Source organism: Enterobacter sp. 22452 (assembly GCF_052045065.1).
GTDB classification, from domain to species: domain Bacteria; phylum Pseudomonadota; class Gammaproteobacteria; order Enterobacterales; family Enterobacteriaceae; genus Enterobacter; species Enterobacter mori.
Map to the genome: position 1 here is coordinate 37,718 of NZ_JBQEOB010000012.1, position 13,485 is coordinate 51,202.

Here is a 13,485-nt window from a genome sequence, read left to right on the forward strand (position 1 = left end):
CGCCACCGGGCAACAGACGCCGATCAATACAGTTTTTTCGCGCAGTCCAGCCAGTCACCTTTGAACGGACGCTTCATGTTTTCAATCGCGTCGATGATGTCATGGTGTACCAGTTGTTCGTTCTGAATACCGACGCAACGACCGCCATGCCCCTGCAGCAGCAGTTCGATAGCATACGCACCCATACGGGAGGCCAGAATACGGTCGTACGGGCCAGGGGAACCGCCACGCTGGATGTGGCCCAGAACGGTCGCACGGGTTTCGCGTTTGGTTTCGGTTTCGATGTACTTCGCCAGCTCGTCAACGTCACAGATGTGCTCAGTGATGGCGACGATGGCGTGTTTTTTACCTTTCGCGATACCGGCTTTGATTTCGTTCACCAGATCTTCACGGCTGAATTCCACTTCCGGTACCACCACGAACTCACAGCCACCGGCGATAGCGGCCGCCAGCGTCAGATCGCCGCAGTAACGGCCCATCACTTCAACGATGGAGATACGCTGGTGAGAAGAAGAGGTGTCACGCAGGCGGTCAATCGCTTCAACAACGGTACCCAGCGCAGTGAAGTAACCGATGGTGTAGTCAGTGCCTTTGATGTCGTTGTCGATGGTGCCAGGCAGACCGATGCACGGGAAACCCATTTCGGTCAGACGTTTTGCACCCATATAAGAGCCGTCACCACCGATAACAACCAGTGCGTCCAGGCCACGTTTCTTCATGTTTTCGATAGCCACTTCGCGAACGTGTTCATCACGGAATTCCGGGAAGCGCGCAGAACCGAGGAAGGTACCGCCACGGTTGATCATGTCAGACACGCTGTAGCGGTCCAGTTGAACCATGCGGTCTTCGTACAGACCCAGGTAACCGTCATAAACGCCAAACACTTCCAGACCTTCCGTCAGTGCTGCACGGACAACACCACGAATTGCCGCGTTCATGCCCGGCGCATCACCGCCGCTTGTCAACACACCGATTTTCTTAATCATGACTACCTCTGAACTTAGGAATGCAAAATTGAAATCTGTTGCCGGAAGAAACTGTTCGACCAACGAATACTGCAAATAGTATATCAATCGCTTCCAGCTGAATTGATTCAGGTCAGACCAAATGGCGGTAATTTATACACAAAATGCTGGCCTGGCTCACTTTTTTACAACGAATTACGAAAGCTCAACATGTCCGGGTACAACCGAGCAGGGATCCTGGTGAATGATGACGTCCGAACCAGGAAAACGCTGCAAAATCGCCTGCTCGACCTGCTCAGCTATAACGTGAGCCTGAACCAACGGCAGGTTGTCTTCCATTTCAATGTGGATCTGTATAAAGCGGGTCGGCCCTGACTGCCGCGTACGAAGATCGTGGGCACCACTGACGCCGGGCCAGTGGGTCACAATGGCAAAAATTTCATCACGTTCTGCATCAGGGAGCGCACGGTCAAGAAGCGATTGCACCGCTTCATATCCCATCCGTAAGGCGCTATATAAGATATAGACCCCTATCCCTAACGCAAACAATGCATCGGCCCGATGCCAGCCATACCAGGCCAGACCGAGCGCAATAAGAATAGCCCCATTCATCATAACATCAGACTGATAATGAAGCATATCCGCCCGTACAGCCTGGCTTTGAGTTTTACGCACGACCCAGCGCTGGAACGTTACCAGAACAAGTGTGCTAATAAGTGCAATGACCGTGACGATCACGCCGACACCGGGATCGTTCATCGGTGAGGGTGAAATGAGATGCTGAATACCGGTCAAAAACAGGAACAGCGCGGAGCCAGAAATAAACATGCTTTGCGCCAGCGCCGCGAGCGATTCTGCTTTTCCGTGTCCAAATGTGTGCTCTTCATCCGCCGGTTGCAGCGAATAGCGCACCACCAGCAGGTTGGTCAGCGAGGCGGCGATATCCACTAAAGAATCCACCAGCGCCGCCAGAATACTGACCGAGCCGGTGTACCACCACGCGAAAATTTTGATCACCAGCAAACACGACGCCATTATCGTCGCGGCGATTGCGGCCCGGCTTACCAGCCGTCCATAGGATTGATTCATAAACACTCCTGTCATGCCATGGCGCTAGTATAACGGATGGTTGCGGAGTCAAAGGATGAATAAACGGTTAACAAAAGAGAATGACGGGCAAAAAAAACCCCCACATCATGTGGGGGAAGACAGGGATGGTGTCTATGGCAAGGAAAACATGGTTTACTGGTTACTACGGGTACTGCTATTGCTACTGAAAAGCGTCGTTTCTGAGCTTCGCTGCATCCGTGCAACCTTACGCAACTGGTCCATGCGTTGCTGATGTTTGTCGTTCAAAACCGCTTGCTGCTCGGGCGATAGCAGATGGAACATCTGGTTGCGGACCTTCGCCATCTCTACCTGGCGGGCAACCTGTTCCTGTGCCATTTTTTCTGCCTGAGCGCGTACAGCGCTTTCGTCAAAATTTTCTGCGGTGACAAGGCGATGCATTGTCTCCATTTCGCTAACATTAACAGGGGGCTGGTCGTGTCTTGCCCTCTGCATCAGATCTCGCATCTGTTGACGCTGATGTTCGGTTAAACTTATGCCGTCAAACATATGGCTTTGGCCGCTGTGCTGCGTTGTACCCTCTTGCGAGGAACTGTTATCGCCGATGATAGCTACAGCAGCCTGGCTAAACGCACTGAACGCCAGCGTTGAGGCCATGACGGCAGCGGTAACTTTGCGCATCACTTGCTCCCAAAATCTTTCGTGTCGCGATTCAACGAGAGACAGTCTACGATTCAGGCTGCAAACATGCGTCAGGGGGTGTAAAACAACGTAAAGTCATGGATTAGATAGCCTTGATGTCGTAATTTCTGCCTCGGAGGTATTTAAACAATGAATAAAATCCTGTTAGTTGATGATGACCGAGAGCTCACATCTCTTTTAAAGGAGTTGCTCGACATGGAAGGTTTCAACGTCCTGGTTGCCCATGATGGCGAGCAGGCGCTGAGTCTCCTTGACGACAGCATCGATTTACTTTTGCTCGACGTGATGATGCCGAAGAAAAACGGCATTGATACGTTGAAAGAGCTTCGCCAGACACACCAGACCCCCGTTATCATGCTGACCGCACGCGGCAGCGAACTTGACCGTGTACTCGGCCTTGAGCTGGGCGCGGATGACTATTTACCGAAGCCGTTCAACGACCGTGAACTGGTGGCCCGTATTCGCGCGATCCTGCGTCGTTCCCACTGGAGCGAGCAGCAGCAGAATACCGACAACAGCTCACCAACGCTTGAAGTGGACTCCCTGAGCCTGAACCCGGGCCGTCAGGAAGCGAGCTTCGACGGTGAAACGCTGGAACTGACCGGCACCGAGTTCACCCTGCTTTACCTGCTGGCGCAGCATCTCGGCCAGGTGGTATCGCGTGAACATTTAAGTCAGGAAGTGCTGGGCAAACGCCTTACCCCGTTTGACCGCGCCATCGACATGCACATCTCTAACCTGCGCCGCAAGCTGCCGGAGCGTAAAGACGGTCACCCATGGTTTAAAACCCTGCGTGGTCGCGGTTACTTGATGGTTTCCGCTTCATGATAGGAAGCTTAACCGCCCGCATCTTCGCCATCTTCTGGCTGACGCTGGCATTGGTTTTAATGCTCGTTTTGATGTTGCCAAAACTCGACTCACGCCAGATGACGGAGCTTCTCGACAGCGAGCAACGTCAGGGCGTGATGATCGAGCAGCACGTGGAAGCCGAGCTGGCAAACGATCCGCCGAACGATTTAATGTGGTGGCGCAGATTATTTCGCGCTATCGACAAGTGGGCGCCGCCCGGACAACGCCTGCTGCTGGTCACCAGCGAAGGCCGCGTCATTGGGGCCGATCGCAATGAAATGCAGATTATCCGTAACTTCATTGGCCAGGCGGATAACGCCGATCACCCACAGAAGAAGAAATATGGTCGGGTAGAGATGGTTGGCCCTTTCTCGGTACGGGATGGGGAAGATAACTATCAGCTTTACCTGATTCGCCCTGCGAGCAACTCCCAGTCCGATTTCATCAACCTGCTGTTTGACCGCCCGCTGCTGCTGCTGATTGTCACCATGCTGGTCAGTTCCCCGCTGCTGTTATGGCTGGCGTGGAGCCTGGCAAAACCGGCGCGTAAGCTGAAAAATGCGGCGGATGAAGTGGCGCAGGGCAACCTGAGGCAGCATCCGGAGCTGGAAGCCGGGCCGCAGGAGTTTCTGGCCGCCGGCACCAGCTTCAACCAGATGGTGAGCGCGCTGGATCGCATGATGACCGCCCAGCAGCGTCTGCTGTCGGATATCTCGCATGAGCTGCGTACCCCGCTCACGCGCTTGCAGCTTGGCACCGCCCTGCTGCGACGCCGCAGCGGTGAGAGCAAAGAGCTGGAGCGTATTGAGACGGAAGCTCACCGTCTGGACAGCATGATTAACGACCTGCTGGTGATGTCGCGCAATCAGCAGAAAAACGCGCTGGTGAGCGAAACGGTCAAAGCCAATCACCTGTGGCACGAGGTGCTGGACAACGCGGCGTTTGAAGCGGAACAGATGGGTAAATCCTTCACCGTCAACTTCCCGCCGGGCCCGTGGCCGCTGTACGGTAACCCCAACACGCTGGAAAGCGCGCTGGAGAATATCGTGCGTAACGCCCTGCGCTATTCGCACACGAAGATTGAGGTGGCGTTCTCGGTGGATAAAGACGGGATCACCATCATCGTGGACGATGACGGCCCTGGCGTGAGCCCGGAAGATCGCGAGCAGATTTTCCGTCCGTTCTACCGTACCGACGAAGCGCGCGACCGCGAATCAGGCGGCACGGGGCTGGGACTGGCGATTGTTGAAACCGCCATGCAGCAGCACCGAGGCTGGGTGAAAGCCGACGACAGCCCGCTGGGCGGGTTGCGGTTAACGCTGTGGCTGCCGTTGTATAAGCGTTCGTAGCTGTGGTGCCGGGTGGCGGCTTCGCCTTACCCGGCCTACTTTCTACGGACGACTACTTTCCCCACAATCTCCGCGAATTATCCTCGATCTTGCCGCTTACGCGCCGCTTCTGCATCGTTCTGGTCCAGCTGGTCGATAACCCCGCCGCCGACAACAGGCGGTGATATTGCTCGTCGTCAAACGGCATATGCCACGCAATGGCGCAGGCGTCATACACCGAAACATCGCTCAGCCGCGACGCCAGCTCCAGCGGTGCATCCGCAGAAATCTGCCCGGCCAGCACCACGCGGTACAGCCAGCCGGTTTTACCCGCATTTTGCAGCTGCTCGGACATATCGCTGATGCCGAAATGGAAGTTGAGCTTGAAGCACGGCGAGCGCGGCTGCGTCACCTGAATCAGGGCGTCGCCCCAGCGGTAAATATCACCGATAAAGACGTTTTTCTCGGTCATCCCTTCGGTCGAGAGGTTCTCGCCAAACGCGGGGGCAACAAACAGATCCGCCTGTTCGGGGAATTCGGCTTTCCAGTGCTGATAGTGCTCGCGCGGATAGTGGCACAGCGCGCGATCCGGCCCGCCGTGAATTTTCTTTTCGGCCTGCTCGTCACCCGCCAACCCGAGGTCAGTTAACGTCAGCTCACCGTCGACCTGAATTTTGGCGATGGCGCTCGGGCGGCTGCCGTCGTATTCCCTTACCTTGCCTGTAAACACGTTCACCGGATAATGCATCGCTGCTCCTTTCTGCAGATACAAAAAAAGCGAGTCATCAGACTCGCTTCTCACAGGCGTCAATGCAACCTTATTTTTTAGCGGCGAAACGCGCTGCTGCTTCGTCCCAGTTCACCACGTCCCAGAAGGCTTTGATGTAGTCCGGGCGACGGTTCTGGAATTTCAGGTAGTAAGCGTGTTCCCACACGTCCAGGCCCAGGATTGGGAAGCCGGATGCGCCAGAAATTGCTTCACCCATCAGCGGGGAGTCCTGGTTAGCGGTAGAAACAACCGCCAGCTTGTCGCCTTTCAGAACCAGCCACGCCCAGCCAGAGCCGAAACGGGTTGCGGCGGCTTTTTCGAATTCCGCTTTGAAGTTGTCTACGGAACCGAAGTCGCGCTCGATAGCCGCTTTCAGGTCGCCCTGCAGGGTGGTACCGGTTTTCAGGCCTTTCCAGAACAGGCTGTGGTTAGCGTGACCGCCCGCATTGTTACGCAGAACGGTTTTCTTGTCCGCTGGCAGCTGGTCCAGCTTGGTGATCAGCTCTTCAGCAGACAGGTTCGCGAACTCTGGCAGGCTTTCCAGCGCGGCGTTCGCGTTGTTCACATAGGTCTGGTGGTGTTTAGTGTGATGGATTTCCATCGTCTGCTTGTCGAAATGCGGTTCCAGTGCGTCGTAGGCATACGGCAGGGATGGCAGTGTATAACTCATAATCCTCTCCATTATTGTCGGGCGGCACAGCTGTTAATGCCGCGTAAGCAGTTGGTTCATTATAGTTAATTAAATGATATTGAAAATGATTATCAATGCCGTAGTTTTTATAAGGTTATTCGTTTTTCGATTAATGGCGGAAATGTGAGTCTGCTCACGCGGTTAACGTGCTGATTGCCATCCAGAACAAAAGTGCGGCAACCTTCTGAAGGTTCCCAAACCGCCTAATTTTTACACTCATCAAGTCGGCGGGAAGCCACCGACTATAAAAACGATGAGGATGTAAAAATGAATCATGCGATTACGATGGGTATCTTCTGGCATTTGATAGGCGCGGCCAGTGCTGCCTGTTTCTATGCCCCGTTTAAAAAAGTGAAAGGCTGGTCATGGGAAACCATGTGGTCCGTCGGCGGTACCGTGTCATGGCTGATTTTGCCGTGGACCATTAGCGCCATGCTGCTCCCGGATTTCTGGGGCTACTTCTCCTCCTTCAGCGCCTCTACCCTGCTGCCGGTGTTTCTGTTCGGCGCGATGTGGGGCATCGGCAACATCAACTACGGCCTTACCATGCGCTATCTCGGCATGTCGATGGGCATCGGCATCGCGATTGGCATTACGCTTATCGTCGGCACCCTGATGACGCCGATCCTCAACGGCAACTTCGACGTGCTGATCAACACCCAGGGCGGACGAATGACGCTGCTGGGCGTGCTGGTCGCGGTGATCGGCGTGGGTATCGTCACCCGCGCGGGCCAGCTGAAAGAGCGCAAGATGGGCATCAGGGCCGAAGACTTCAACCTGAAGAAAGGGCTGCTGCTGGCGGTGATGTGCGGCATCTTCTCGGCGGGCATGTCGTTCGCCATGAACGCCGCCAAACCGATGCACGAAGCGGCCGCGGCGCTGGGCGTTGACCCGCTGTACGCTGCCCTGCCAAGCTACGTGGTGATCATGGGCGGCGGCGCGCTGGTTAACCTCGGCTTCTGCTTCATTCGTCTGGCAAAAGTGAAGAACCTGTCGGTAAAAGCCGATTTCTCGCTGGCAAAACCGCTCATCATCACCAACGTGCTGCTCTCCGCTCTCGGCGGCCTGATGTGGTACCTGCAGTTCTTCTTCTACGCCTGGGGCCACGCCAGCATTCCGGCGCAGTACGACTACATGAGCTGGATGCTGCACATGAGCTTCTACGTGCTGTGCGGCGGGCTGGTTGGGCTGGTGCTGAAGGAGTGGAACAACGCCGGGCGTCGTCCGGTGGGCGTGCTGAGCCTGGGCTGCGTGGTGATTATCATTGCCGCCAACATCGTTGGCCTCGGCATGGCGAACTGATTACGCCGCCTTTCGACTGCGATGACGCCACTGAACCGGCGTCATCCCCACCTCGCGGTTAAACACCACCGAAAAGTAGTTGCTGTCCTCAAAGCCGCAGCGCATCGCCACTTCACTCACCATCAGCTCCGTATGCTGCAGCAGATACTGGGCGTGACAGATGCGCAGCTGGCGCAGGTAATGGTTGACCGTCATCCCCGTCTGGGTGCGGAACTGCTGGCGCAGCGCGCGCTCGCTGCACTGCTCCTGCTCGCAGAATTTCTCCAGCACGAAGCTTTTGTTCAGGCTGCCCGCAAGCGTGGTGATGAGCTTATCCAGCAGCGCTTCCTGCGTCGTGGCAGAGGGGTTGTCGGTGGCGTAACGGTGGCGTTTCAGCGTCATCACCAGCTGGGCGAAAAGCAGCTCCGCCATCTGGTTGGCGACCGGGTCGCTCTTCTGGCTCTCCTGCTCCAGCTGAGAGATAACCTGCCGAACCTGGGTCATGCCGCCGCTGCTTAAGCGCCAGCGCGGTTCTCCTCGAGCATCAAGAAAACCGGGGATGTTGGCCACCCAGTCGACGTTAAGCCTGAGCCTGTCCGGGCAGTAGATGACGTTCTGCAGCACCAGGTCGTTAACCGAGGCGTAGGAGTGTTTATCTTCGGCGCGGATATAGAACAGATCCCCGCGCGTGATGCGGTAGGGTCGGTCGTTGAGGACGTGCAGGCCGTTGCCGCGCCACACCAGCACCAGCTCGCAAAACTCGTGGGTATGCTCGGCAAAGACGTTTTGCGGGTAGCGATCGGCCACCGCGACGGCCTGACTCGCGGAGGCAAAAAAATCATCTTTGCGAAGGATTAACTGAGCAGCCACACCACGACCTCTGTGCCGAAAAACCTGACATTATTAGCTTTATTGCGGCAATAAAACGGTGACTGCCCTCGCGTTACTGAAGCAACGCGTCTTTTCCCTGACGAATATCGCGCGGCGACCAGCTAAACTCCCGACGAAAAAGCGTCGAAAAGTGGTTACTGTCCCCGAAACCGCAGCGATAGGCGATATCCGTGACGCTTTCGTCAGTATGGCGTAAAAGATGACGCGCTTTGATTAACCGCAGGCGGTTAAGGTAGCGCTGGGGCGTCAGCCCGGTGTGCTGCTTCAGCTGGCGATGCAGGGTGCGCAGCGACAGCGAAAAATCATCCGCCAGCGTTTCCCAGCAGACATCTTCGGCGAAATGGTCTTCCAGCCAGGCCATCAGATGGTTCAGCCGGGCGTCGTTGTTTTCCAGCCCCTCCACCAGACTACTGCGGCGCAGCAGCACCAGCAGCTGCATGAACAGCAGCTCGCGCGTGGCAATGGCGTGCGTCTCCTGCCCGTCCTCGCTCTGCTCCATCTGGCTCACCAGCTGTCGCACCTGCTGTAAGGTGGACTGGTTCACACGCCAGTGCGACGGATAGTGTCCGTCCTGCTCCTGCGGCAGCAGCTGATTCAGCCCGGAGAGAAACTGGAACGCGTCCGGGGAACGATAGAGCACGTTGGTCAGGCACAGGTTGTCGGTATGTTCATACAGGTGCCTGTCGTGGTCCCGCACGAAGCACACGGTGCCGCCGCTGATGGTGTACGGCTGGCCGTTAAACACGTGAATGCCCGTGCCGTGCTCAACAATCACAATCTCATGGAAATCATGATGATGCTCCGGGAACGCGGCCTGAGGGAGCCGCGGCTCAATCGCGACGGGCGACCCTCCTGCAGGGAAAAAATCCACGCTGTGTAGTACGGTCATAACGGCCCCCACCAATGAGAAATGTTCTCAAAATAGTAATTAAGGCCTTGCACCCTCACCTTAAATTTTCGGCAGCAAACCTCGCAAAAGCTGTCCGTTTTTCAAGAAACCGGAGGAAAGATCGGGAAATGCGGTAAGCGTCACACTGCCTGAAAACCCCGCAATTACTGGAAACTGTGAACTCCCTCACGTTCATCTTTGCTTTCTTGCCAGCGCCGGATTTGGCCTGTCAGTGGCGAGAAGGTGCCTTTTTCTTCCCTTTCTTACACTCATCGCTAATGAATTAAGAAAGGATCCGACCATGACTTTTCGCCATTGTGTGGCTGTCGATTTAGGCGCATCCAGCGGCCGCGTAATGCTCGCCACCTGGGACTGTAGCCAGCGCACACTTTCGCTTCGCGAAATGCACCGTTTCGCCAACTGCCTGAAAAAGCAGGACGGTGTTGAGACCTGGGATATCGATGCCCTGGAGGCGGAGATCCGCACCGGGCTGAACAACGTCTGCAACGACGGCATTCGTATCGACAGCATCGGTATTGATACCTGGGGCGTGGATTACGTGCTGCTGGACGGTAACGGCGAGCGCGTCGGCCTGCCCGTCTCCTACCGCGACAGCCGCACCGACGGCCTGATGGCGCACGCCATCGCCCAGCTTGGCAAGGACAACATCTACGGGCGCAGCGGCATTCAGTTTCTGCCGTTTAACACGCTGTACCAGCTGCGCGCTCTCGTCGAGCAGCAGCCGGAGCTGGTCGCGAACGTGGCCCACGCGCTGCTGATCCCGGATTACCTGAGCTACCGCCTGACCGGCAATATGAACTGGGAATACACCAACGCCACCACCACCCAACTGGTGAACATCAACACCGATAACTGGGATGAAAACCTGCTGGCGTGGACGGGCGCGTCGCCGTCCTGGTTCGGCACGCCAACGCACCCCGGAAATGTGATCGGTCAGTGGATTTGCCCGCAGGGGAACGAAATCCCCGTCGTTGCCGTCGCCAGCCACGATACCGCCAGCGCGGTTATTGCCTCGCCGCTTTCCAGCAAAGACGCGGCGTACCTTTCTTCCGGCACCTGGTCGCTGATGGGCTTTGAGAGCAAAACGCCGTACACCAGCGATGCCGCGATGGCGGCGAACATCACTAACGAAGGTGGTGCGGAAGGGCGTTATCGCGTGCTGAAAAACATCATGGGCCTGTGGCTGCTTCAGCGCGTGCTGAAAGAGCAAAACGTTACCGACCTGCCTGGGCTTATCGCGGAGACAGAAAAGCTGAAGGCCTGCACCTTCCTGATCAACCCGAACGATAACCGCTTTATCAACCCGGCGCACATGAGCGCCGAAATCCAGGCCGCCTGTTTCGCCGCCGGGCAGCCGGTGCCGTCCAGCCCGGCAGAGCTAGCGCGCTGCATTTTTGACAGCCTCGCCCTGCTGTATGCCGACATCCTCAGCGAGCTAGCCGATCTGCGCGGTAAGCCGTTCAGCCAGCTGCACATCGTGGGCGGCGGCTGCCAGAACCAGCTGCTGAACCAGCTTTGCGCGGATGCCTGCGGCATCACTGTGGTGGCGGGCCCTGTAGAGGCTTCCACGCTCGGCAATATCGGCATTCAGCTGATGACGCTGGACGAACTCTCCAACGTTGACGACTTCCGTTCGGTGGTGGCGGCGAACGCCAGCCTGACCACCTTCACCCCCAATCCCTGCCATGAGATTGCCCGCTACCGGGCGCAGTTTCAGCAAAAACGACTGACTAAGGAGCTTTGCGCATGACCACTCAATTAGAACAAGCCTGGGACCTGGCTAAACAACGTTTCGCCGCCGTCGGCGTGGATGTCGAAGAGGCCCTGCGCCAGCTCGACCGTCTGCCCGTCTCTATGCACTGCTGGCAGGGCGATGACGTCGCCGGTTTCGAGAACCCGGGCGGTTCCCTGACGGGTGGTATTCAGGCCACGGGTAATTATCCGGGCAAAGCGCGTAACGCGACCGAGCTGCGCGCCGACCTGGAGCTGGCCCTGAGCCTGATCCCGGGGCCAAAGCGCCTGAACCTGCACGCGATTTACCTCGAATCCGACGAGCCGGTGGCGCGCAACGAAATCAAACCGGAACACTTTAAGAACTGGGTGGGGTGGGCAAAAGCCAATAAGCTGGGCCTGGATTTCAACCCGTCCTGCTTCTCGCATCCGCTGAACGCGGACGGTTTTACCCTCGCCCACGCGGACGATGAAATCCGTCAGTTCTGGATCGACCACGTGAAGGCCAGCCGCCGCGTGTCTGCGTACTTTGGCGAGCAGCTCGGCACACCGTCGGTGATGAACATCTGGATCCCGGACGGCATGAAGGACATCACCGTCGACCGTCTGGCTCCGCGCCAGCGCCTGCTGGCCGCGCTGGATGAGGCCATCAGCGAGAAGCTGGACCCGGCGCACCACATCGACGCCGTGGAGAGCAAGCTGTTCGGTATTGGCGCCGAGAGCTACACCGTCGGCTCGAACGAGTTTTACATGGGGTACGCCACCAGCCGCCAGACCGCGCTGTGCCTGGATGCCGGTCACTTCCATCCGACCGAGGTGATCTCCGACAAAATCTCCGCTGCCATGCTCTACGTGCCGCGCCTGCTGCTGCACGTCAGCCGCCCGGTGCGCTGGGACAGCGACCACGTGGTGCTGCTGGATGACGAAACCCAGGCGATTGCCAGCGAAATCATCCGCCACGACCTCTTTGACCGCGTCCACATCGGCCTCGACTTCTTCGATGCCTCCATCAACCGCATCGCGGCGTGGGTTATCGGCACCCGCAACATGAAAAAAGCCCTGCTGCGCGCCCTGCTGGAGCCGACTGCCGAACTGAAAAAGCTGGAAGCAAACGGTGACTACACCGCGCGTCTGGCGCTGCTGGAAGAGCAGAAATCCCTGCCGTGGCAGGCGGTGTGGGAGATGTACTGCCAGCGTAACGACGCCCCGGCGGGCAGCCAGTGGCTGGACAACGTGCGGGCGTATGAGGAAGGCGTGTTGAGTAAGCGCGGGTAACTGCCCCCTCACCCCTGCCCTCTCCCCAAAGGGGAGAGGGAGCAAACCATCCCCTCTCCCCTTTGGGGAGAGGGTTAGGGTGAGGGGTTCAACCTCACCGCGATAACTGGAAATGAAAACTATGCAGACCATCACCACTTCCTGGTTCGTCCAGGGCATGATCAAAGCCACCTCTGACGCCTGGCTGAAGGGTTGGGACGAGCGCAACGGCGGCAACCTGACGCTGCGCCTGGACGACGCGGATATCGAACCCTTCGCGGCCGATTTCCACCAGAAGCCGCGCTATATCGCGCTGAGCCAGCCGATGCCGCTGCTCGCCAACACGCCGTTTATCGTCACCGGCTCTGGGAAGTTTTTCCGTAACGTCCAGCTCGACCCGCAGGCCAACCTCGGCGTGGTGAAGGTGGACAGCGACGGCGCGGGCTACCACATTCTGTGGGGTCTGACCGATGAAGCGGTGCCAACCTCTGAACTGCCGGCGCACTTCCTCTCCCACTGCGAGCGCATTAAGGCCACCAACGGCAAAGACCGCGTGATCATGCACTGTCACGCCACCAACCTGATCGCCCTGACCTACGTGCTGGAAAACAGCGCTGATTTTATTACCCGCAAGCTGTGGGAAGGCAGCACCGAGTGTCTGGTGGTGTTCCCGGACGGCGTCGGCATTCTGCCGTGGATGGTGCCGGGTACCGACGAAATTGGCCAGGCAACCGCAACGGATATGCAAAAACACGCTCTGGTGCTGTGGCCGTTCCACGGCGTCTTCGGTAGCGGCCCTACGCTTGATGAAACCTTTGGCCTGATCGACACCGCCGAGAAATCCGCGGAGGTGCTGGTGAAGGTCTATTCCATGGGCGGCATGAAGCAGACCATCACCCGGGAAGAGCTGATCGCCCTGGGCAAACGCTTTGGCGTCACCCCGATGCAGTCCGCGTTAGATCTGTACCCATAACAACATCGCGCCCCGCTCACCGAGACGGGGCGAAAACCACCTGCAATCCCTACAACTAACTCAAGTCAGTGGA

At 57.4% G+C, this 13,485-nt stretch carries 13 protein-coding genes; 6 read left to right on the forward strand and 7 right to left on the reverse strand.

From position 1 onward, the window contains the following. Nucleotides 1–23 precede the first annotated feature (23 nt). The 3 genes from pfkA to cpxP all read right to left on the reverse strand — a co-directional run bounded on the left by pfkA (nt 24) and on the right by cpxP (nt 2,714). Complete coding sequence (gene pfkA, locus ACTJJA_RS22270; protein WP_010436919.1) at nt 24–986, reverse strand: 6-phosphofructokinase; 963 nt, start codon at nt 984–986, stop codon at nt 24–26. A gap of 174 nt (nt 987–1,160) precedes the next feature. Beyond that, a complete protein-coding gene (gene fieF, locus ACTJJA_RS22275; protein WP_010436917.1) occupies nt 1,161–2,054 on the reverse strand; it encodes a CDF family cation-efflux transporter FieF in 894 nt (297 codons plus the stop codon). A 153-nt stretch (nt 2,055–2,207) separates the two neighbouring features. After that, entirely contained in the window at nt 2,208–2,714 is a 507-nt protein-coding gene (gene cpxP, locus ACTJJA_RS22280) for a cell-envelope stress modulator CpxP (RefSeq protein ID WP_420985051.1), read from the reverse strand. Between the two features lie 150 nt (nt 2,715–2,864). On the opposite strand from cpxP, the gene cpxR reads away from it, so the two are divergent. Continuing rightward, complete coding sequence (gene cpxR, locus ACTJJA_RS22285; protein ID WP_003862004.1) at nt 2,865–3,563, forward strand: envelope stress response regulator transcription factor CpxR; 699 nt, start codon at nt 2,865–2,867, stop codon at nt 3,561–3,563. Continuing rightward, the gene (gene cpxA / locus ACTJJA_RS22290) at nt 3,560–4,933 is read left to right on the forward strand and encodes an envelope stress sensor histidine kinase CpxA (protein WP_010436910.1); all 1,374 of its coding nucleotides are present in this window, start codon (nt 3,560–3,562) and stop codon (nt 4,931–4,933) included. The genes cpxR and cpxA overlap by 4 nt, the downstream gene beginning before the upstream one ends. Nucleotides 4,934–4,985: 52 nt before the next feature. Here cpxA and yiiM read toward each other — a convergent pair whose 3' ends face one another. Continuing rightward, a complete protein-coding gene (gene yiiM / locus ACTJJA_RS22295; RefSeq protein WP_440669231.1) occupies nt 4,986–5,660 on the reverse strand; it encodes a 6-hydroxyaminopurine reductase in 675 nt (224 codons plus the stop codon). A 70-nt stretch (nt 5,661–5,730) separates the two neighbouring features. Beyond that, nucleotides 5,731–6,351: a superoxide dismutase [Mn] gene (gene sodA, locus ACTJJA_RS22300; protein WP_004203668.1), complete on the reverse strand. Its 621-nt coding sequence runs from the start codon at nt 6,349–6,351 to the stop codon at nt 5,731–5,733. A 288-nt stretch (nt 6,352–6,639) separates the two neighbouring features. On the opposite strand from sodA, the gene rhaT reads away from it, so the two are divergent. Next, nucleotides 6,640–7,674: an L-rhamnose/proton symporter RhaT gene (gene rhaT / locus ACTJJA_RS22305; RefSeq protein ID WP_010436905.1), complete on the forward strand. Its 1,035-nt coding sequence runs from the start codon at nt 6,640–6,642 to the stop codon at nt 7,672–7,674. On the opposite strand, the gene rhaR is transcribed toward rhaT, so the two are convergent. Together rhaR and rhaS are read right to left on the reverse strand one after the other, a co-directional pair. Continuing rightward, a complete protein-coding gene (gene rhaR / locus ACTJJA_RS22310) occupies nt 7,675–8,523 on the reverse strand; it encodes an HTH-type transcriptional activator RhaR (RefSeq protein WP_440669232.1) in 849 nt (282 codons plus the stop codon). 73 nt (nt 8,524–8,596) lie between these two features. Then, complete coding sequence (gene rhaS, locus ACTJJA_RS22315; RefSeq protein ID WP_010436901.1) at nt 8,597–9,433, reverse strand: HTH-type transcriptional activator RhaS; 837 nt, start codon at nt 9,431–9,433, stop codon at nt 8,597–8,599. Nucleotides 9,434–9,734: 301 nt separating this feature from the next. Here rhaS and rhaB point away from each other — a divergent pair, with 301 nt between their 5' ends. The 3 genes from rhaB to rhaD all read left to right on the forward strand — a co-directional run bounded on the left by rhaB (nt 9,735) and on the right by rhaD (nt 13,412). Beyond that, the gene (gene rhaB, locus ACTJJA_RS22320) at nt 9,735–11,204 is read left to right on the forward strand and encodes a rhamnulokinase (protein ID WP_440669233.1); all 1,470 of its coding nucleotides are present in this window, start codon (nt 9,735–9,737) and stop codon (nt 11,202–11,204) included. Continuing rightward, nucleotides 11,201–12,460: an L-rhamnose isomerase gene (gene rhaA / locus ACTJJA_RS22325; protein WP_440669234.1), complete on the forward strand. Its 1,260-nt coding sequence runs from the start codon at nt 11,201–11,203 to the stop codon at nt 12,458–12,460. The genes rhaB and rhaA overlap by 4 nt, the downstream gene beginning before the upstream one ends. 121 nt (nt 12,461–12,581) lie before the next feature. After that, nucleotides 12,582–13,412, forward strand: coding sequence for a rhamnulose-1-phosphate aldolase (gene rhaD, locus ACTJJA_RS22330; RefSeq protein WP_042716420.1), 831 nt, complete (start codon nt 12,582–12,584; stop codon nt 13,410–13,412). Nucleotides 13,413–13,485: the final 73 nt, after the last annotated feature.

Coding starts and splice junctions, on each gene's coding strand:
- pfkA (WP_010436919.1), bottom strand. CDS start 986: ATGATTAAGAAAATCGGTGTGTTGACAAGCGGCGGTGATGCGCCGGGC.
- fieF (WP_010436917.1), bottom strand. CDS start 2,054: ATGAATCAATCCTATGGACGGCTGGTAAGCCGGGCCGCAATCGCCGCG.
- cpxP (WP_420985051.1), bottom strand. CDS start 2,714: ATGCGCAAAGTTACCGCTGCCGTCATGGCCTCAACGCTGGCGTTCAGT.
- cpxR (WP_003862004.1), top strand. CDS start 2,865: ATGAATAAAATCCTGTTAGTTGATGATGACCGAGAGCTCACATCTCTT.
- cpxA (WP_010436910.1), top strand. CDS start 3,560: ATGATAGGAAGCTTAACCGCCCGCATCTTCGCCATCTTCTGGCTGACG.
- yiiM (WP_440669231.1), bottom strand. CDS start 5,660: ATGCATTATCCGGTGAACGTGTTTACAGGCAAGGTAAGGGAATACGAC.
- sodA (WP_004203668.1), bottom strand. CDS start 6,351: ATGAGTTATACACTGCCATCCCTGCCGTATGCCTACGACGCACTGGAA.
- rhaT (WP_010436905.1), top strand. CDS start 6,640: ATGAATCATGCGATTACGATGGGTATCTTCTGGCATTTGATAGGCGCG.
- rhaS (WP_010436901.1), bottom strand. CDS start 9,433: ATGACCGTACTACACAGCGTGGATTTTTTCCCTGCAGGAGGGTCGCCC.
- rhaB (WP_440669233.1), top strand. CDS start 9,735: ATGACTTTTCGCCATTGTGTGGCTGTCGATTTAGGCGCATCCAGCGGC.
- rhaA (WP_440669234.1), top strand. CDS start 11,201: ATGACCACTCAATTAGAACAAGCCTGGGACCTGGCTAAACAACGTTTC.
- rhaD (WP_042716420.1), top strand. CDS start 12,582: ATGCAGACCATCACCACTTCCTGGTTCGTCCAGGGCATGATCAAAGCC.